Annotated in this window: 20 protein-coding genes; 11 read left to right on the forward strand and 9 right to left on the reverse strand. The window is 30.3% G+C overall.

The window, feature by feature from the left end:
* The first annotated feature begins 517 nt into the window (after positions 1 to 517).
* The 5 genes from WA327_RS11440 to WA327_RS11460 all read left to right on the forward strand — a co-directional run bounded on the left by WA327_RS11440 (position 518) and on the right by WA327_RS11460 (position 6,732).
* Positions 518 to 1,585 carry a T9SS type A sorting domain-containing protein gene (locus WA327_RS11440; RefSeq protein ID WP_336069864.1) on the forward strand — a complete coding sequence of 356 codons (1,068 nt, stop codon included), beginning with the start codon at positions 518 to 520 and terminating at the stop codon, positions 1,583 to 1,585.
* Between the two features lie 160 nt (positions 1,586 to 1,745).
* Positions 1,746 to 3,836 carry a hypothetical protein gene (locus WA327_RS11445; RefSeq protein WP_336069866.1) on the forward strand — a complete coding sequence of 697 codons (2,091 nt, stop codon included), beginning with the start codon at positions 1,746 to 1,748 and terminating at the stop codon, positions 3,834 to 3,836.
* A 146-nt stretch (positions 3,837 to 3,982) separates the two neighbouring features.
* A complete protein-coding gene (locus WA327_RS11450; protein ID WP_336069867.1) occupies positions 3,983 to 4,687 on the forward strand; it encodes a hypothetical protein in 705 nt (234 codons plus the stop codon).
* A gap of 157 nt (positions 4,688 to 4,844) precedes the next feature.
* A complete protein-coding gene (locus WA327_RS11455; RefSeq protein ID WP_336069870.1) occupies positions 4,845 to 5,543 on the forward strand; it encodes a CPBP family intramembrane glutamic endopeptidase in 699 nt (232 codons plus the stop codon).
* Between the two features lie 76 nt (positions 5,544 to 5,619).
* The gene (locus tag WA327_RS11460; RefSeq protein ID WP_336069872.1) at positions 5,620 to 6,732 is read left to right on the forward strand and encodes a serine hydrolase domain-containing protein; all 1,113 of its coding nucleotides are present in this window, start codon (positions 5,620 to 5,622) and stop codon (positions 6,730 to 6,732) included.
* Between the two features lie 57 nt (positions 6,733 to 6,789).
* On the opposite strand, the gene WA327_RS11465 is transcribed toward WA327_RS11460, so the two are convergent.
* Positions 6,790 to 7,269: a Dps family protein gene (locus WA327_RS11465; protein WP_336069873.1), complete on the reverse strand. Its 480-nt coding sequence runs from the start codon at positions 7,267 to 7,269 to the stop codon at positions 6,790 to 6,792.
* A gap of 106 nt (positions 7,270 to 7,375) precedes the next feature.
* Between WA327_RS11465 and WA327_RS11470 the strand changes: the two genes are divergently transcribed.
* Positions 7,376 to 8,314 (forward strand): LysR substrate-binding domain-containing protein, encoded by a 939-nt coding sequence (locus WA327_RS11470; protein WP_336069875.1) that lies wholly within the window; start codon positions 7,376 to 7,378, stop codon positions 8,312 to 8,314.
* 30 nt (positions 8,315 to 8,344) lie between these two features.
* Here WA327_RS11470 and WA327_RS11475 read toward each other — a convergent pair whose 3' ends face one another.
* The 8 genes from WA327_RS11475 to WA327_RS11510 form a co-directional block, all read right to left on the reverse strand.
* On the reverse strand, positions 8,345 to 9,331 hold the full coding sequence (locus WA327_RS11475; RefSeq protein ID WP_336069877.1) for a hypothetical protein: 987 nt from the start codon (positions 9,329 to 9,331) through the stop codon (positions 8,345 to 8,347).
* On the reverse strand, positions 9,309 to 10,355 hold the full coding sequence (locus tag WA327_RS11480) for a cytochrome c peroxidase (protein WP_336069880.1): 1,047 nt from the start codon (positions 10,353 to 10,355) through the stop codon (positions 9,309 to 9,311). Before WA327_RS11480 ends, WA327_RS11475 begins: the two co-directional genes overlap by 23 nt.
* 21 nt (positions 10,356 to 10,376) lie before the next feature.
* Positions 10,377 to 11,168, reverse strand: coding sequence for an MbnP family protein (locus WA327_RS11485; RefSeq protein ID WP_336069882.1), 792 nt, complete (start codon positions 11,166 to 11,168; stop codon positions 10,377 to 10,379).
* Between the two features lie 55 nt (positions 11,169 to 11,223).
* Complete coding sequence (locus WA327_RS11490; protein WP_336069884.1) at positions 11,224 to 11,595, reverse strand: hypothetical protein; 372 nt, start codon at positions 11,593 to 11,595, stop codon at positions 11,224 to 11,226.
* An 86-nt stretch (positions 11,596 to 11,681) separates the two neighbouring features.
* On the reverse strand, positions 11,682 to 11,879 hold the full coding sequence (locus tag WA327_RS11495) for a hypothetical protein (protein ID WP_336069887.1): 198 nt from the start codon (positions 11,877 to 11,879) through the stop codon (positions 11,682 to 11,684).
* Between the two features lie 145 nt (positions 11,880 to 12,024).
* Positions 12,025 to 12,822: a TIGR00266 family protein gene (locus tag WA327_RS11500; protein WP_106676163.1), complete on the reverse strand. Its 798-nt coding sequence runs from the start codon at positions 12,820 to 12,822 to the stop codon at positions 12,025 to 12,027.
* A gap of 60 nt (positions 12,823 to 12,882) precedes the next feature.
* Positions 12,883 to 13,341, reverse strand: a complete 459-nt coding sequence (locus tag WA327_RS11505) for a DUF4442 domain-containing protein (RefSeq protein WP_336069892.1) — start codon at positions 13,339 to 13,341, stop codon at positions 12,883 to 12,885.
* 508 nt (positions 13,342 to 13,849) lie between these two features.
* Positions 13,850 to 14,596 carry a hypothetical protein gene (locus WA327_RS11510; protein ID WP_336069895.1) on the reverse strand — a complete coding sequence of 249 codons (747 nt, stop codon included), beginning with the start codon at positions 14,594 to 14,596 and terminating at the stop codon, positions 13,850 to 13,852.
* A gap of 119 nt (positions 14,597 to 14,715) precedes the next feature.
* On the opposite strand from WA327_RS11510, the gene WA327_RS11515 reads away from it, so the two are divergent.
* From WA327_RS11515 to WA327_RS11535, 5 genes are read left to right on the forward strand one after another with little or no spacing between them, the layout of a single operon-like run.
* Positions 14,716 to 14,946: a hypothetical protein gene (locus tag WA327_RS11515; RefSeq protein WP_336069897.1), complete on the forward strand. Its 231-nt coding sequence runs from the start codon at positions 14,716 to 14,718 to the stop codon at positions 14,944 to 14,946.
* A 4-nt stretch (positions 14,947 to 14,950) separates the two neighbouring features.
* Positions 14,951 to 17,044: a hypothetical protein gene (locus WA327_RS11520; RefSeq protein WP_336069900.1), complete on the forward strand. Its 2,094-nt coding sequence runs from the start codon at positions 14,951 to 14,953 to the stop codon at positions 17,042 to 17,044.
* A 15-nt stretch (positions 17,045 to 17,059) separates the two neighbouring features.
* The gene (locus WA327_RS11525; protein ID WP_336069903.1) at positions 17,060 to 17,269 is read left to right on the forward strand and encodes a hypothetical protein; all 210 of its coding nucleotides are present in this window, start codon (positions 17,060 to 17,062) and stop codon (positions 17,267 to 17,269) included.
* A 4-nt stretch (positions 17,270 to 17,273) separates the two neighbouring features.
* Positions 17,274 to 18,224 (forward strand): ATP-binding protein, encoded by a 951-nt coding sequence (locus tag WA327_RS11530; protein WP_336069906.1) that lies wholly within the window; start codon positions 17,274 to 17,276, stop codon positions 18,222 to 18,224.
* The gene (locus WA327_RS11535) at positions 18,224 to 18,904 is read left to right on the forward strand and encodes a hypothetical protein (protein ID WP_336069908.1); all 681 of its coding nucleotides are present in this window, start codon (positions 18,224 to 18,226) and stop codon (positions 18,902 to 18,904) included. The genes WA327_RS11530 and WA327_RS11535 overlap by 1 nt, the downstream gene beginning before the upstream one ends.
* Positions 18,905 to 18,907: the final 3 nt, after the last annotated feature.

The following is an 18,907-nucleotide window of genomic DNA, read 5'->3' on the forward strand; positions in this document are numbered from 1 at the left end:
TTTTCAGTTTGGTGTGTACTTGCAAAGTTAAGTGCTAACCCACGCAACTACTCATAGCCGAGACCGTTGGTTGCAATAGCGGAATTAAAAGCTAAACGTGAAAATTGTTCGAATTCTGAACTTTGAAAATAGCGGAACTTTGCGCAAAAAAGATTTTCGGAAACTGAATTTAATACTCAAAACCGAAACGTGACGCTGAATTGAAATGTAAAACGGAACTGTGCGCTGAAACCAACTCGTGCGAAATTAAAAAACGTGAATTGATCACTTCTACTCTATCGAATTCCAAAATTGCGGAATCAAAACGTGGAATTGAATAGCAAAACGCAAAACAAAACGCTGAGTGAATCTCAAAAAACTGAAATATAACTGCAACCAACATTGTATAAATTCAATTGCAATGAATTTCCTACGGAAATTCATTGCAATTTTCTATCTTTCTGCTCAATCGGAAAATCGTACCGATTTTCCGCAACTGAAATTTATACGCTAACGTTGGCAAACATTTTAAAAAATAATGAAGCAAAAAAAATACATTATTATATTATTAATTTTCTTTTTTGGAGTTAATAATTTAAAAGCACAAGTGAGTGATGTGATTACTGGATTGAACTACCCTGGAGGAATCGCATTTTATGGAAATGAATTATATTTTTCTCAATATAATGGAACAATATCGAAAATTAATATTAATGACAACCCTTTAAATATTGAAGAAGTTATTAATACTGGTAATATTTTAGGTGAATTTGAAATAATTAATGACTATTTATATTTTGCAAACTTCAGTGGCAATAAAATTTCAAAAATTAATTTGACCATAGCTAACCCAACAATTATTGATGTTCTAGATGTTTTCCTTCCTTCTGGATTAAAAGCTTCGGGAAATAAATTATATTTCAGTTCTGGTTCTGGTTCAAGTACTGTTTTGAACCAAGGCAAAGTTTCTTTCATAAATATATCTGACTCTAATCCAATACCTCAAGAAGTATTAACAGGACAAGCTTACCCTTTGTCATTAGAATTGAAAAACAACTATTTATTTATTTCGGACAAGTATGATAATAAAATAACAAAAATCAATTTGTCTGATACGACCTATACACCTATAGATTTCATTTCAGGATTAAATGAACCAACAGGGTTAATCTTTAATGGAGACATACTTTATATATCTGAACAAGGAAATAATAAAATAACAAAAATAGACACTTCTAACACAGTTATTACTTTAGTGGATTTCATCACTGGATTAGGAGGTCCTGCTCAAATGGATATCAAACTAACAGATATGTACATTACGGAAACATTATCAGGGAAAATTTCTAAATCAGAAAACACTATGCTTTCTGTTAAAAATTTTAGTTTAGAAAAAGTTAATGTTTTTCCAAATCCAAGTTATAATTTTATTCAAATATCGGGCTTTGAAAGTAGAATGTCAATTTCAATTTATGATGTAATTGGTAATGAATTACTTAAGCAAGTTGTAGTAAATAATCAAAAAATAGATATTAGCCATTTAAATACTGGTATATATTTTTTGAAATTTGAGAATAATGAAATTTTTAAGATTTGTAAAAAATAAAAAACGATTTGCCAACAACGTGTATAGCTCATTGCGGCTGAATTCCTAATCGGAATTCATTGCAATTTGCTATCTTTAGGTTACGGCGGAAAATAATAGCTGATTTCCCGCAACGAGCCATACACAAGACCGTTGGCAACAACTTTGAAAAACATCGAGCTTGAAAAGAAACTTACTGATATTATTATTAATTATTTCTTCTAACCTATTTGCTCAAAAGGAGCGACTTGATTTTCTAGATTGGCAGTTGCGTAAAGGAGATTTTAGCGCTCTAACCGAAATAGCCGAATATTTTGACAGTAAAACTGATTTGACCGAATATTTAGGTTATCACATTATTAACACCAACGAATCGAATGTTTCCAAAAGAATAGTTGAAGAAAATACAATGTTTCTTAATTCAGAAATAATCATTGACTCGACCACTACAACTTCCGATTTCAAAAAATTCTTGATAGAAAACCAGAAGAAAATCAAATTTTCAAATTTGGCAAATGCGTTTTTAATCACAGACTTTGATAGAAGAACAACAGACTTTGAAATTGTTGATTTAACAGAATTCAAATGGTCTGAATTAAATGCCAAAAGAAATGAATTATTAAGTCTTGATTGGGTTAAGGAAAATAAAATTGACAGTTTGGTAAAGGCTAAAAATTCTATGGCTTTATTAAAAACAGCTTCCATTTTACTTAAGAACAGAAATAGATTTGATGAATATGATTACAACGAAGAAGAAGTTATCAATCTAATTCAACTTTTGACAAAATCACAAATTTCTGTACCCAATGAAAAAGGGGAATTAAGTTACCATTTGGAAAAAGAATTTTACGATGAACCTAAAATAAACTTGCTTATTTTCTTTGCTAACAATTATAAGAACTACGAATGGGATGAGTCTACAAACGCTTTTAGGAATAACAGCTTAAATAAAAAGCCCGTTGATTACGAAAAGCAATTGTTTGAAATGCTTACTAGCAAGAATGATACAATAGCTCAAAACGCATATATAAGTCTTACAAAATTAGACCCTACAAGAATTAGTGAATTATCAGACCAGTATAGAAAAGTTGATATATCAGAAAATTATATTCTACCACAATTCTCCTTTAGGTTTTTAAAACAATTGGTTCAATTAACGAATTACAGCAAAGAGAACAATATTGACTTTGAAGGAAACGAAAAACTAAAGAATCAAATTGAGCTCTTAAAAACGGATTTGACTTTTAGTAAACGTAGAAAGCTAGAAGACCAAATAATAAACGAATTGACATTGGACAATATTACAGCATTTGAGTATTGGTCGTTGATTTACCAAAAGTCTTGGTCATTGACTTATTCTGCAGGAAGAATTTTGGATATATTCTACTCAAATAATTGGAACAACTTAATTAATAACCCCAAACACCTTAAAACCTATTTGCTCAAATCAAGGCTTTTCGATGACCTTGGTATTATTGGGTTTTGCAATAATTATTTAATCAAATTTCTTGGCTCATCTCAAGAAGCTAAAACTTCAATTGAAAAATTAAGTTCTACCAATCTAAAAATCCAACACCAAATCAATAAAGCATTAGAAATCGCGAATAAACAAATTGAATTTAAAGAAAAAGAAAAGAAAACTTGGAATGGAAATACCTTTGAAAGAATAGACGACTTTGACAAATCATTCGCGAAACTAGAAAAGTTTTCTGATAGCTTAGATGTATTTGAAGACGAAATTGAAATGTTATTGTCAAAAATCAAATATTCTCAAATAGAAAAAGCGATGAAAACTGTCGAGAAACTTCCTATTGAAGATTTTATTAAATATACCTTCTTAGAAAGAGATTTTGGATTTTCATATATTGGAGATTTTAAGGAATCAGAAGTTCGAAAAGAATTTTTAGCCAACTATAAAAAATTTAATGAGTTAGAATTGTACAAATATTACTTGAAAAATACCGGAATCGATTTTACAGACTCTAACAGCAATTTAGATTTTGATAAGATTTATGAAATTTTAAAATATGATATAAATACTGCTTTTGCTGGTGGTGGCGGAAGTACAAAGGATAATGGAGTATATGCTGTAATAAAGATTCTTGAAATTACTTTTAATGAGACATTAGGCTTTCCAAACAAACTTTGTAGTTCAAATGGAATGTACGCTTGCAATTCACGTTCAAGAGCAAAAGAATGGATGAATTATTTAGAAATAAACAATCATCTGAAAAACGAACATAATCAACCCGTTTCATTTGCATACGAATAAAAAGCAGTTGCCAACAATGTATAAAAATAATAGCGGTTTAATCGCTAAAACGAATGTAAGTAAATATAAAAAAGGTCTGTGTTTAACCGAAAAGTTAGTGTGTGAAATTCCGCAACTGAAATTTATACGCTAACGTTGGCAATAATATGAAAAAAATTTTAGCAATATTAATAATTACAATAACCTATTGTTGCAAATCTAAAGTTGAAAATGAAAAATCAAATTTAGAAAATGATACTGCTATTGATACATCTAAAATTACCGATCAAGCAAAGAAAATTATAAATGACACACCAACTAAAATCCGAAATTTTAATATTGAATATCTCAGAAATAATACTATAAATTTTTCTGATTATGTTCAAGTTGCGGATAATGAGGGAAGATCTCAAATTCCTAAAGAGTTTTTAGAAAACTATATTTCTAATAAAAAAATTGTAATTGGCTACCCTGAATTTTTAACATCTTATTACCCAGAATCATACTATTTTCAAAATTTTAAAGAATACAAAAATTATATACTTTTTACTTTCACTCATTTCGATGAAAGTTGTTGTAACAATTTATATGCAGTCACCAGTAAAAAAGATTCTCTAAATATAATTAATATTGGTTTAATTGGTTATATGGGTGGTGACGGTGGTTGGTATGGAGAACAATATGGCTTTTGGAAAAATGATTCTATTTTAAAAATTACGGAAGTATCTAATTATGATGAAGACCTTATTGAAGAAAATAATAACACTAAAATTGATACAACCTGGTCAAAAATTAAATTTGATAAAAATGGTGTAATTTCAAAAGTAGAAATTGATAGTATAAGTTATTTAGGCAACCAAAAAATCCAATAAATACTATTGCCAACAACGTATAATAACAATTGCGGCTGAATTTCCTGCGGAAATTCATACCAATTTTCTATCTTTCAGCTTAATCGAAAAGTCGTATCGATATTCGACAACAGATATTTACTCTAACACAAATTTAATTTAAAAACCAACAATTTAAATGATAGGAATTTTAGTAGGAATTGCCGTTTCGTGGCTGCTTTTATATCTAATTGAAAAGAAAAGTATTTTAGCATTAGGATTTCTACCTATTGCCAAAAGATTAAAACAATTCTTTATTGGTTTTATAATTACTGGAATACTTTGCGTTCTTGTTCAATACCTAGAAATATATCTAAAATCTTCGACATGGATTTTAAATAAAGATATTTCAAGCAGAATTATACTAAAATCATTTTGGTGGGATTTTAAATCTGTATTCACAGAAGAATTGATTTTTCGTGGAGCTTTGTTATATATTCTTATTCAAAAAATAGGCTCAAAAAAAAGTATAGTAATTTCTGCTATAGCTTTTGGTATTTATCATTGGTTCTCATACGGTGTTTTAGGTAATTTAATGGCAATGATTTTAGTCTTTTCAGGAACAGGCTTAATGGGCTACGCTTGGGCTTGGGCTTTTTCAAAAACAAAATCTATTGCGTTACCTTTTGGGCTTCATTTTGGATGGAATTTCATATTTAATACTGTATTCTCTAACGGACCTTTGGGTGAATTACTACTAGTTCAAAATGGTGGAAACGAACTGACCGATTGGGCGTCATTACTAAATTTTATTAGAGGTTTGGTTATTGTTCCTATTTTAGTTTTGATATATGTAAAATATTTTGTCAAAGTTGAAAGCTCATTTATTAATGAATAACTTAAACTAGATTTAATAAATCAATTTCATTTCATCAAAAGTTTAAATTAAATTTTAAAGTATTATAATCATAATTATGAAAAAACAAGTTTATATCACTTTTATGCTTACCACATTACTTATAAGTGTTTGTAAAAGTCAAAACCTAAAAGAAACTACTAAAAGTGATTATACATTAAAAACATTTACAAAAAAGGTAGACTCAATTGTCTTAAAAAAAATGGAAACTTATCAAATACCAGGTCTATCAATTGGTATTATTAAAAATGATAGTGTTATATATTCAAAAGGCTACGGAATAAAAAGCATAAATTCTAAAAATCTTGTAACCAAAAACACAAATTTTCATACAGCATCTATTAGCAAACTTTTTACAGCACAAGCAATAATGATTCTTGCAGAACAAAAAAAGTTAAACCTTGAAGACAAACTAATAAATATTATTCCTGATCTAAAGTACAAAGACGAAAGAATTAAAAATATAACTATAAAATCTCTTCTCAACCATACTTCTGGTTTACCTGATGTAGACAATTACAATTGGAAAAATAACAACCAATCTGATAATAGCTTAAAAGACTATGTCTTAAACCTCAATTTAAAACTAAAAACCAAACCTAATACAGAATATTTATACAGCAATTTAGGTTACAACATTTTAGGCTATGTCGTAGAAAAAGTTTCTAAAACTAATTTTGATATTTTTATTAAAGAGAACATTCTAAATCCAAAACAAATGTTTAATAGTGATTTTAGATATTTTAAAATAGCAGATTCTTTAAAGTCAGATCCACATTCTAGAAGAATACTTTCAAAAAAAATATTCCAAAGAAAAATTTACCCATATACACGTGAACAAGCACCAAGCAGCACATTAAATTCTTCAGTAAATGATTTAAATAAATGGATGATTTCTATTTTAAATCCTGAAAACTCTCAACAGCTAAATCAAATGGTACAACCTAGCTTTTCAAAATATCCCTATATAGGATTAGGCTTTCAATTAAGTAATATTTACGATGAAAAAACTGTTGGACACTATGGTGGCGATAAAGGATATAGAAGTTATTTAATAATGCTTCCAGAAAAGAGATTTGGATTAGTTTTATTAGCTAATTGTGATTACAATGAAGACTTTAGACAAGAGATTTTACATTCTATATTGAAACAAATGCTAAAAGAAAATTAAAACAAAAAAGCAACCAGTTTGGTTGCTTTTTTTAATTGCTATTAATCAATTTTAAGGTTAAATGCTTTTTCCTAACCAAGCATTCATCATCCACACAGTTTTTTCTTGTTCGGTAATAAAATCACTCATCATAGAGTTTGTTCCTTCATCATTAGCCTCATCAGAAGCATTTAAAATTTCTCTTTCAATTTGTAATAATTCTGTTAAAGAATTTACTATTAATTCTACTGCATTTTCATCTTTAGAAATATTTTTACCAACAGGTACTTTGGCAATATTTGTATAATCTTCAAAAGTATGTAAAGGTGTTTCTCCTAAGGTTAAAACCCTTTCTGCTATTGCATCTACTTTCATATTAGCATCGGTATAAAGCTCTTCAAACTTCACATGTAAATCAAAAAAGTTTTTACCTTTAATATTCCAATGTATACCTCTTAAATTTTGATAATATATTTGAAAATTAGCTAACAAATCATTTAATTGATTAGCTAATTCTTTTGTTTTTGATGGGTCTAATCCAAGACTATTTAGTTTCATATTTTATAAGTTTTTGTTTCTAAAACAAAATTACTCCAAATTAAACCGTTTTTATTATAAATTTTATTGATAGATTTTATATTTTTATAGCCACAAACTATTAGCAATGACTATAACACAATTATCATATGTTTTGGCTGTAGCCGAACACCAAAATTTTACAAAAGCAGCTCAAAAATGCTTCGTAACCCAACCTACTTTAAGTATGCAAATTCAAAAATTAGAAGACGAACTTGATGTTCTTATTTTTGATAGAAGTAAAAAACCAATTGAACTAACCGAAGTTGGTAAAAAACTAGTAACACAAGCTAGAAATATTGTTAACGAATCTAACAGAATACAAGACATTGTAGATCAAGAAAAAGGATTTATTGGTGGCGAATTTAAACTTGGTATTATACCAACTGTAATGCCAACACTACTACCAATGTTTTTAAATAATTTTGTAAAAAAGTATCCAAAAGTTAAACTTAAAATTGAAGAGTTAACTACAGAAGAAATTATTACTCGAATTAACGATGGACACCTAGATGCAGCAATAGCAGCAACACCATTAGAACAAGAAACTATTAAAGAACGTGTACTGTATTTTGAACCTTTTGTTGCTTACGTCCCACAAAACCACAGATTAAGTAATAACAAAAAATTAGACACATCAGACCTTGATATAAATGATATGCTTTTATTAGAAGATGGACATTGTTTTAGAGATGGTGTTATTAATCTTTGTAAGGTTTTTAAGAGTCATAACGATGATAAATTTCAATTAGAAAGCGGAAGCATAGAAACTTTGATTAAGCTCTCTAATGAAGGTTTAGGCATGACACTACTACCCTATTTACATACCTTAGATTTACCAGAAAAATCAAAACAAAACTTAAGGTTTTTTAACGAGCCAAATCCCGCTAGAGAAGTTAGCTTAATTTATCATAAAAGTGAACTTAAAATGCAAATTATTGAAGCCTTACAAGATGTTATTTCTGGCATTGTCCGAGGTGCAATAGCATTTCAAAATGTGCAAATAATTAGCCCAATAAGCAAATAAAAAAAAGCGACTTTGTAAGTCGCTTTTTCATTATAAAGCATAATTTAAATACAAAGAAAACCGTTGTTTTGAAGTAACATTACCACCAAACATATCTTGGCTAATTGGTAAAGTTAAACTAGTACCAATAATATAGTTTTTAAATGCTATTTCTGTACCAAGAGATGAATTAATAATATACCCATCTGTCTCGTTTAACTTCTCATTATATTGAGTGATTTTTTCAAAATGATCACCAGATACACCTAAAAAGGGCATAAAATTAATTTTAGTTGTTTTTAAAACAGTATAAAAATTTGCTGAATAACTAATTTGATTACCAAACTGATAATCGTTTTTATTTTCTCCTTTAAGATAATAACTTAGTAGAGTATTTACACCTATTTTATTTCCTCCATAATTATATCCTAAAGAAAATATACCATCCAAACTACCTGTTCCTACCTGAAAACCTGGGTTAATATTATCTGTAAGTCGTTGCTCAAACTTACCTGTTGGTAACTTTGCACCTAATCCTATCTGTATACTGTGACCAGAAGGTTGTTTTTGATTATTAAAGTTAATAGTTCTTTCATCTTCTTTTTTATAAAAAATAAATTTATACCAACCTATAAGACTAGCATCACCAATACCATTTATACTTTCTTCAGTATTGTTAAAATCCCTATTTAAATGCTGATAAGGTAAATTAGCACTCAAATAAAAATTTTTATTTATAGGAATTTGAGCCCATAACTGATAAGTATTAAAATTTTCTTTACTTATTGGTGAATTATCAAAAATACCATTCTTAGACTCAAAGTTTTGGTAAATATATCTTACACCTATAAAATTAGAATTACTTAATGTACCAAAACCAAAACTACCACTGCTTGTAGCACAACCACATAAATCACATAATACTTTAAAATAAGAATCATGTTTACATGGGTTAGTATTATTAGCTAAACTACCAGTTATATTAAAGCTTAAAAAAAATAATACACAATAGGTTTTAATATTCTGAAAAACGTTCATCTTCTAAAAATTGATTATCTGTTAGTGTTTTTAAAAAAGCTATTAGGCTTTCTTTTTCATAATCGCTTAAAGTAATACCAAAAGTACCATCTTCTCTTAGCAAACTACTATCTACATTACCGTTATCTACCATTCCAGAATCATAAAAATCTAAAACCACTTGTAATGTATTAAATCTACCATCATGCATGTATGGATAGCTAACCTCTACATTACGTAAGCTAGGCACTTTAAACTTGTATAAATCATTAGGGTTTTCTAAAACGTTGTATCGCCCTTTATCATTTAATTGCGGATCAATTGGTAAACCTGTATTTCTAAAACTTTGATCAGAAAACAAATCTGTTGCGTGGCAACTTGCACATTTATTTTGAAAGGTATTTAATCCATCTAACTCAATATTTGATAGGGTTATATTATCTTCATTTCTTATATATTTATCATACTTAGAATTAGAAGAAATCATCATTATCATAAACTGAGATAAGGCTTTAAGCATGTTCTCCGTATTAACTTCTCCTCCATTAAAAGCTATATCAAATTGCTCTTGATAATATGGATCTTGTTTTAATTTGTTTATTACATTACTTAAGATTTCACCCATTTCTAATTCGCTAGTTATAGGAATTATAGGTTGTAAATCTAAATGAGAAGCTGCTCCATCCCACATAAAAGAATTTTGAAATGCTAAATTTTGTATTGGTTGCGCATTTCTAAACCCTATACCTCCATTAACACCATGACTTAAATTGTGTCCGTGATGCGTAAATGCAAATGCTTGCTCATGACAAAAAGCACAAGGAATAGAGTTGTTTGAAGATAATCTACCGTCGTAAAACAATTTTTTACCAAGCTCAAAACCAGCATCTGTTACAGGATTATTTTCTAAATCATATTCTAAATCTGGAAAATTATCCGGTACCTCAACTATTAGAGGTACCGGAATATATTTTCCTGTGTCTTCAGAATTTGAACAGGATAAGCATAACAATAATGTAAGTAAACTGTAAATTGAAATTTTCATTTTACTTATACTTATTAATTATTATTCATTATGTACATGATGTATACTAAACATAGACTGAATATTAGATGCTATTACAGGTGTTGTGTTTGCATCTGTATGAACTTGATTATACCCATCTGCTATATTTATTCCATCAAATATTTTAAGAATATCTGCTTTGATGTGTATTTGAGGCGTTTTGTTATCACGTACTAAAACAGTATTAGGTAATGGTAAGGTTACTTCTTTATAGTTATCTAAAGACGTACCAACACTTCCCATGTGTATGTTTAATGCATCATCTGTGATTGTACTAGTAGAATATGTACCGTCTAACCTTATAAATCTATAACCAGTTGCCCAGCTCCACATCATACCTTTGTCAGATGCATAGTCTAAAAAATCTCCTTGTCCGTCTGCACCTAAGGCAAAACGATCTTGGTCTATACCTACACCAAAGGTAACAGATACGTAATTTGCTGCATCTATATTAGTCAGGTTTAACCATATTTCACCTGCATTATTACCGTCTGCCTCATCTACAATAAATGCATTATCTTCTGTTGGATACATAAAATCATTACCATCTGAATCTGTTAATCTAACATTACTAATAATATACTTTAATGAAGATATTTTAAAAGACTCGCCGTTAGACTTATTGTAAGATGTACCAAAAATAAAGTCTTGATCACCAACACCGTTATCAAACTTTAATACAACTTCTCCTGTTTGTCCTGTTAAATCTTCTAGGGTGTTATCATCGTCTGAAGAGCACGATAAAATTGTTGCGCATAAAGATAGCGCAAATAAATATTTTAAAAATTTCATTTGTGTTTTTATTTAATAGTTAATTACTTAATTAGTTGTGTTTTGTATGTAACTATTAAATAATTGGCGGTTTAAAAACACTGTCCTTTACATCAAGTCGATATAAAGAGTTTGGAAAGAGATCTTTTTGTAATTCTAAGATTTCAATTGAAGTTAAATCAATTTCAGAAACTTTATGAAAAAAAACAGGTATAAATGTTTCTGAAAGTACTTTAATATTATCTTTTGAAGTTTTATCACTTGTAGCTTGTAATTGTTTTGCTAAATGACACTTACCATTACAAGATAATTGTGGTTTATCTGTATTTACACAGTAGGTTTCGATAATATAATCTATGTTAAACGCGTAATAAGAATAGTTGACAATACTAAAAATTGGTCTTATTATAAAGGTTAAGATTATAAAATATGTGTAAAATAATTTCAATAGTAAAAATTAATTTGAGCGCAAAAATAATAGAAATTTCTGACATCAAACCAAAAAAAGCGACTTTATAAGTCGCTTTTTTCTATTTAAGGATTAAGATAAATTAAACATTGATTTAGTTTTGGGTTTTGCTTTACTAAAGAGTCTATAAATACTTTAAGCTCTTCAATTTCGTAAGGTAACAAACGCTCTAAAGCTTTTTGTACCTCTCTGCAAAACAACGTGGTGTCAAAACTAACTTTTTGAAGTACAGTTTTGGTGTACTCAAACATTGCTCTTGCCATAATTAATTTTAAGTTTTAGTTAATTAAAGGTAATGTTTTTTTATAGGCGAACGGTTTAAAATTACAGATTAAATGTAACAAAAAAATTGTTTCAAAATTAAAAACCAACGAATTTTAACAGTTAAAAAGACGTTAAAAAAGTCTTTTAAAACCTATTATCGCCACCAATAATATCTCCTAAACCGCCTAAAATACTACCTTCGCCTTTATCTTTTCCTCCGCGTGGTAAACTTGCTAAAACACGACCTGCTAACCTACTAAATGGTAATGATTGTATATAAACTACACCTGGACCTTTTAAGGTTGCAAAAAATAAACCTTCACCACCAAAAATGGTGTTTTTTATACCACCAACAAACTCAATATCATAATCTACATCTTGTGTAAAACCGACTATACATCCAGTATCCACTCTTAATGTTTCACCTGGTTGCAATACTTTTCTAGCTAAAGTTCCGCCAGCATGAACAAACGCCATTCCATCACCTTCTAACTTTTGCATAATAAAACCTTCACCACCAAAAAGTCCGCGTCCTAAACGCTTAGAAAACTCAATACCAACACTAACGCCTTTTGCTGCGCATAAAAAGGCATCTTTCTGACAAATAAACTTACCGCGGTACTCCATTAAATCGATAGGTACAATTTTTCCTGGGTAAGGTGATGCAAAACTAACATTGCGTTTACCATGTAAAACATTATAAAATGCTGTCATGAACAAACTTTCTCCTGTTAACAAGCGTTTTCCTGCACCAAATACTTTACCTAAAAAGCCTTGATCTTTTTGAGATCCATCTCCAAAAATGGTTTCCATTTTTATTCCATCATCCATCATCATGAAGCTGCCTGCTTCTGCTATAACACCTTCGTTTGGGTCTAGTTCTATTTCTACATACTGCATTTCTTCTCCGTAAATGCGGTAGTCTATTTCATGTGAATTCATAGTTTTTTGATTTAATGATTAACAGCTATTGGTTGTAAGATTTGTAAAAATGTTACAATGTTATTTTGACTTTAATTTAATAGACCATTCAAAATCAAAAGTAGAAACCACTACTCCATCTTGATTTACACCTTGAGATTGCATCCAAACGGTTTGACCTTCGCCAGTTTTTATAGTTTGCGCTATAGCCTGATCTATTTTATTGCCATCATTACACGTAAAAGTTATTTTTCCTGTTGCTTTTTTAGTAAAAACTGCTTTGTTAGTAGTCACTAACATTGATATTTTTTGACCACTTTCTTGAATTTTTGCAATAACCAATGCGCCTGTAGAAAACTCTGCAGCCATACCTTGTACTGCCCAAAACATTGATTTAAAAGGGTTTTGATTAATCCATTTATGTTTTACTGTTACCTCACAACTTTGGTCAGAGATTGACTTTGTCCTTACACCACAAATATAGGCAGATGGCAGTTTAAACATTGTATAAGTATTTAGTTTGCTTGGTGTTAACTTCATAATATTATTTTTGGGTTTTTTACCCCCCAAAAAACGATTTTTCCTAAAAAAGAATTTCAGAAAAAAGCGTAAAAGCTTTTGTTTATAGGCTTTGAGAGGATTTTATTTGTTTTTTTATGATTTATACGAAATGTCTCTTTATAGCTATTTAGCGCTATTTCTGTGCTATTTTAAACACGATTTAAATATAGTTTAAATATTATAGAGTTACAATGCTTGAAAACCCTTTATTTTAAAGGGCTTTTTTGTTGGTAAAGTCTTTATAATATCGCTTTTAATAGATGATTTTTTAGAAGAAAGTGTACTTTTAAAAAGATCGTATTTATTTTTATGGGTGTACCAATGGGTGTACTATTGGGTGAACTTTATAATGTAGTAATGTTGCTTGTATTAATACCTGAAATGCATTAAAAAGTATATTAATAAATAAAAAACAGCATTTACAAATAGGTGTAATGCTGTTTTTTTTAATCAAATAATATCTAATTGCTTGAAAACAAATGATTTACTAAAATGTTCTTTTTATTACTTTAAATATTTGTCTAACATCGTTCAAATTAATTGTAAAATCTGCGTGCTGTGGCAAACCACTTCTAGAAGAGCAAACTATATCTCCAGTTTCCTTATTAAATGCCTTTATATCCTTAAATAGTACAGTTGACTTATGTATTATAACCCAGCCATAAGGACTATCTCTAAATCCATCTTTCCAATGGTGCTGTGCTAATTCTCTAACTAATAATTCTGATCCTTCAGGTGTATCATTTATACCTCCACCATTCATACTATCTCCCTCAACTTCAAAACACATATACTTACCTCTTCCTAAATGATCAACTGTAAATGATATCTCCTCAAGCTCTTCTAAAAAATCTGTATTTTGATAATCTGTTAAATATGATCCAAATGCTCTCACTGGTAACTTCTTTACATAAATTTTAAACTTACCATTGTTAAGTTCTTTAAATTGATTTCCATTTTTATTTGATAAAACCTCTCTGTCTTTAGTTCTATAAGTTACTGCAGCTTCATTTATAGAATTTGTTAGATCCTCTAAAAACATATTTCCTTCTCCATTCATTAACCAGGAAGGATTGACTTTACTAAATCTATTTAGTAGTCCTTTTATTGGTTTTATACCTGCATCCGTTCTTCCTTTACATATTTCTGTAATGCTAGACGTGCTTACTTTAATCTCTCGTGCAAATTCTGATGTAGAGCTTATAACACCCTCATTTATAAGGTGATTATACACTTCTAAAAAGCGCTTAGTAATATCATTCATAATTGATTATTTTACATTTTTTTGTATAAATTATTTTGTATATACATTTTTCTGTATATATTTGTCCTGTACAAAAGACAAAATAAGCAATGCGCAAACCTACGAAAAAAAGAAACAATTACAATGAGGATATCCTTATAAAACTTCAACAGATGTACGGTTATAGCAAAGATTACATTAGAAAATGTTTGCGAGATGATCGTGTTGGCATCATGCCAGATAAGATAAAAAAGTCTTATAAGGAACTCGAAAATGCAGCAAAAAAAGCTATACAGAACGCTGTAAGTGACGAACAGAATGCTGTAAAAAACAATCAATAATAACATGGAAAAATCTAATCCGTATGAATATTATGACAATAAGCTTGGTGTAAAAGTTAAGTTTCTGATTTCAAACAGAAATAAATCACCTGAAAGTTTATGTCTTATGACCTATCGCTCTTTAAAAAAGAGAATGGATAGCTCTACGTGTTGCGAAAAGCAATTACGCAGAGGATCATTAGGACAGGATGCTCTTATTTTATTTTCTTCATTATCTCAAGAATGGAAAGATGCAATTGCTATAAAATTTGGCAAACCAAAAGCTGAAATCAAGAAAAGCTGGTTTGCAGATCACTACATAGCAGATCGTGAAGCTTTCGATTTCTTTGTTGCTTACAGATATGGTGACAAAAACAATGAGAAGCTAGATTTAAAATACGTAGAGCAATACACGTTTAATGCTTCAGTATTAAATACAGTTCTAGAAATTAAGAAAAACCGCAAAGCATATGCTAAAGCACTTGGTGGTGTACGTATTGATATTTGGGACTCACTAAGCAAAGATGTAAATGCATTTCGTGAAGTAGATCACAACCTACCAACTACAAAAGATGGTTTAAGACGTAAAGCTACCAAATATGCAAAAGAAGGTTACATCACATTAGTCTCAGGTAAGCTTAAAAATAACAACGCCAAAAAAGTGTCAAGCAAAGAGCAGGAAGCTTTACTGGATGAACTGTTAGCAAAACACACCAATCTTGATAACCAATTAATATCTGAGATATACAATACAGTAGCTGATCAATTAGGATGGGAAAAGATAACAGCGCCAACTGTAGCCAACCGCAAAAAGAAAAGCAAACTAGTTACTTATGCAGGTAGACAAGGTGCAAGTGCATTATCAAATAATATGTTGATGCAAAACAAACGTAAAGCACCAAGTACACCAATGTTATACTGGACTTTAGATGGTTGGGATGTAGAGCTTCTATACCAGGAAACTACAACCGATAAAAAAGGTAATAGCGTTACAACTTACCACAACAGGCTTACAGTTGTAATAGTGTTGGATCCTTACAACAAATATCCTGTAGGATATGCGATTGACACGCATGAGACACCTGCTTTAATAAAAAGAGCATTACAAAACGCAATGCAATACACTAAGCAGACATTAGGAGATCTGTACATGCCTTATCAGATACAAAGTGACCGTTACAGTATTAAAAAACTAACACCAATTTATCAAGCAGTTACAAAAAACTTTACGCCAGCGCAAGCTCGAAACGGTAAATCAAAGGTAATAGAGCCTTACTTTAATTATATCAATAAAAAATACTGTAAGCTTTTAGATAACTGGTCAGGTCACAACGTAGATAGTGGCTCAAAAAGTCAACCAAATAGCGAGTATTTAAACAAAATAAAAAAGAACTTTCCTGACAAAGCAGGATGTATCGCTCAAATAGAGTCAATTATTAAAGCAGAACGCAATAAGAAAGCTTTAGACTACTCAAGTAATTGGTTAAACACAAAAGAGGAGTTTAAATCAATAATGCCATTAGAAAACTATCTGTTAACCTTTGGAAGCAATACAGGCATGACTAATAAGCTAAGAGGAGATGGTTTAAGACTTACAATACATGGTCAGCATCACTTTTACGATAGTTATGACATTGATTTTCGCCATAATTCACACTTAGACTGGAGTGTACAATACGATGTTAATGATCTTGATACAGTACTTGCAGTATCTGCAGATGGTAAAAAACGCTTTTTACTAGAGCAAAAATACATACAACCTATGGCTCTTGCAGATAGACAGCAAGGCGACTCGGACGAACTCAAGAAGATCAAAGACTTTAATAAATCAACGCATCAGATGATTATCGAGCAAAGAGCAGAAAACGCTCGCATACTTGAGCCATTAATGCAAAACCCAAAACTAGAGCAAACGTTAGCTAAACACTTACTTACAGATAGCTTAGGACAACATAAAAATCACAAGTCTAAAGAGCGTCTAGCGGTACAGCAAAAAGCCTCAAAACTTGAAGTTAAGCAGGCTAAAAAAGAAGCTAAAACAGAGCGTAAAAACTTCCTTAAAGAGCAGGAAGATTACTATAAAAACAAAGTAGACATTAATCAATACTTAGACAACTAAACTCAACAATTCCCAATGAAAAACTTAGTAGCAAAACTTGAGAAAACTGTAGACAAAGTACAGCAAAAATGTGAAGAGCGAGACAAAACCGCATTATCTCGATCTGACAACTGGAGAGAGTCAACACCAGGACAAAAATACGAAGCTCGTACACAGCTTTTAGCAGATGGTGTATTTGACATGAGAGACGGAATAAGAAAAATTAAAAACGCATTAGAACTATAACGCCATGAAAGAAACTGATAAAAAGAAAATCGCAGAAAAAGTACAAGAGTACATCAATAGGCACGAGATAACACAAACAATAGTTGCTAATAAAGCTGGTGTGCGTAAAGAGTATTTAACAAGTATTTTAAAATTTGATTTTACATACAACGCAGGTAATAATAACACTGGTAACATTCCTGATAAGCACTTTATAAGACTTGCAGAGCTTGTAGATTATGATTTAAAGAAAAAATACTGGATTAACAGACCAACGCCACAGTTAACCCAAATGTTAGCCATTTTAGAAGAGTCTAGAGAGCATGCTTACACTAGATTAATAGTTGGAGCAACAGGATCAGGTAAGTCTCATGCAATTAGCCTTTATACAAAAAAGCATCCTGCAGATGTCTTTTGTGTAAAAGTAGGATCAGAAGATACGCTGGCAATACTTTTAGATAAGGTGTGTAAAGCTATAAAAGTACCAGAGTTTAAGCATAAATCAATGAAGATTAGAGAAATCTCTAGAGCATTAAAAATGCTATCTGCTTACGGTAAAAAACCACAGCTAATATTTGATGAAGCTGAGTATTTAAGAGTATCTGCATTATGCTCTATAAAAGAGTTTTATGACTACTTAGACAAATACTGCAGTATTGTGTTAATCGGTACAGATCAACTTCCTGATCAAATCGAAAAACTACGTAAGAAAAACGCAAAAGGAATACCACAGCTTTACAGACGTATCAAGTTTGGGATTAGAATACTGCCTGATATTGATAAGTCATTTAAACTCTTTTTAAATGATGTTAAAGATCCTAATGTAATCGACTTTTTAAGATCCAACTGTGATAACTACGGAGAGCTTCATGATGTATTAGTGCCATGTCTAAGAGAAGCAGACCGATTAAACGAGCCATTAACACTACCATTTTTAAAACAAGTTTTAAACCTATCTGAAGCATCGCTATACTAATGAGAGCAGCCAAAAGAACAAATACAAAAAAAGACAAAACTATCAAGCTTAAAAAGGTGCTAACGGTTGCTAATATTCAAAACCAAAGCGTAACCAGGTTAGATTGGAGTGGAGAGTTTTTAAATGCTTTTGGCAAACCTCAAGATAGAGGCTTATGGTTTGTTTGGGGAGACTCTGGTAGCGGTAAATCATCATTTGTAATGCAATTAGCAAAAGCAATGTCATGTATGTTTCCAACGCTATACAATTTACTTGAAGAGGAGCCTGATGACTCAGATTACATAGATCGCACTAAGTTATTCAATATGCAGGATGTAAAAGACAATTTTCATACTGCAAACTATACAACACTTGAAGAGCTTGATGCTTACTGCGAAAAAAGAAACTCAAAAAAAGTAATCATCATAGATTCCATAGTCTACTTGACTAAAGATTGGGAAGCTTGGTTTGCTTTTAAAAAGAAATGGGAAAAGAAAAAAATACTAATAGTAGTCGGTCATGCAAAGGGTAAAAACCCAAAAACAGAGTTTGAAGACAAGATCATGTTCGATGCTAAAATGAAAATATTTATAACAGGCTACCTAGCAATTTGTAAAGGTCGCACCATCGGAAAAAACGGTGGTAAGTACATAGTTTACCAAGAAGGTTACGAAAAATTAAGAGGAGCTGAAAGCGCATAAATT

Source organism: Mesoflavibacter sp. CH_XMU1404-2, assembly GCF_037029465.1.
Lineage (GTDB): Bacteria > Bacteroidota > Bacteroidia > Flavobacteriales > Flavobacteriaceae > Mesoflavibacter.

What these genes read in the sequence shown, in the direction of transcription:
- WA327_RS11500 (WP_106676163.1), bottom strand. Translation starts at nt 12,822, where the DNA reads ATGAATTCACATGAAATAGACTACCGCATTTACGGAGAAGAAATGCAG.
- WA327_RS11530 (WP_336069906.1), top strand. Translation starts at nt 17,274, where the DNA reads ATGAAAGAAACTGATAAAAAGAAAATCGCAGAAAAAGTACAAGAGTAC.
- WA327_RS11495 (WP_336069887.1), bottom strand. Translation starts at nt 11,879, where the DNA reads ATGGCAAGAGCAATGTTTGAGTACACCAAAACTGTACTTCAAAAAGTT.
- WA327_RS11480 (WP_336069880.1), bottom strand. Translation starts at nt 10,355, where the DNA reads ATGAAAATTTCAATTTACAGTTTACTTACATTATTGTTATGCTTATCC.
- WA327_RS11475 (WP_336069877.1), bottom strand. Translation starts at nt 9,331, where the DNA reads ATGAACGTTTTTCAGAATATTAAAACCTATTGTGTATTATTTTTTTTA.
- WA327_RS11535 (WP_336069908.1), top strand. Translation starts at nt 18,224, where the DNA reads ATGAGAGCAGCCAAAAGAACAAATACAAAAAAAGACAAAACTATCAAG.
- WA327_RS11520 (WP_336069900.1), top strand. Translation starts at nt 14,951, where the DNA reads ATGGAAAAATCTAATCCGTATGAATATTATGACAATAAGCTTGGTGTA.
- WA327_RS11455 (WP_336069870.1), top strand. Translation starts at nt 4,845, where the DNA reads ATGATAGGAATTTTAGTAGGAATTGCCGTTTCGTGGCTGCTTTTATAT.
- WA327_RS11450 (WP_336069867.1), top strand. Translation starts at nt 3,983, where the DNA reads ATGAAAAAAATTTTAGCAATATTAATAATTACAATAACCTATTGTTGC.
- WA327_RS11465 (WP_336069873.1), bottom strand. Translation starts at nt 7,269, where the DNA reads ATGAAACTAAATAGTCTTGGATTAGACCCATCAAAAACAAAAGAATTA.
- WA327_RS11460 (WP_336069872.1), top strand. Translation starts at nt 5,620, where the DNA reads ATGAAAAAACAAGTTTATATCACTTTTATGCTTACCACATTACTTATA.
- WA327_RS11505 (WP_336069892.1), bottom strand. Translation starts at nt 13,341, where the DNA reads ATGAAGTTAACACCAAGCAAACTAAATACTTATACAATGTTTAAACTG.
- WA327_RS11515 (WP_336069897.1), top strand. Translation starts at nt 14,716, where the DNA reads ATGCGCAAACCTACGAAAAAAAGAAACAATTACAATGAGGATATCCTT.
- WA327_RS11485 (WP_336069882.1), bottom strand. Translation starts at nt 11,168, where the DNA reads ATGAAATTTTTAAAATATTTATTTGCGCTATCTTTATGCGCAACAATT.
- WA327_RS11440 (WP_336069864.1), top strand. Translation starts at nt 518, where the DNA reads ATGAAGCAAAAAAAATACATTATTATATTATTAATTTTCTTTTTTGGA.
- WA327_RS11525 (WP_336069903.1), top strand. Translation starts at nt 17,060, where the DNA reads ATGAAAAACTTAGTAGCAAAACTTGAGAAAACTGTAGACAAAGTACAG.
- WA327_RS11470 (WP_336069875.1), top strand. Translation starts at nt 7,376, where the DNA reads ATGACTATAACACAATTATCATATGTTTTGGCTGTAGCCGAACACCAA.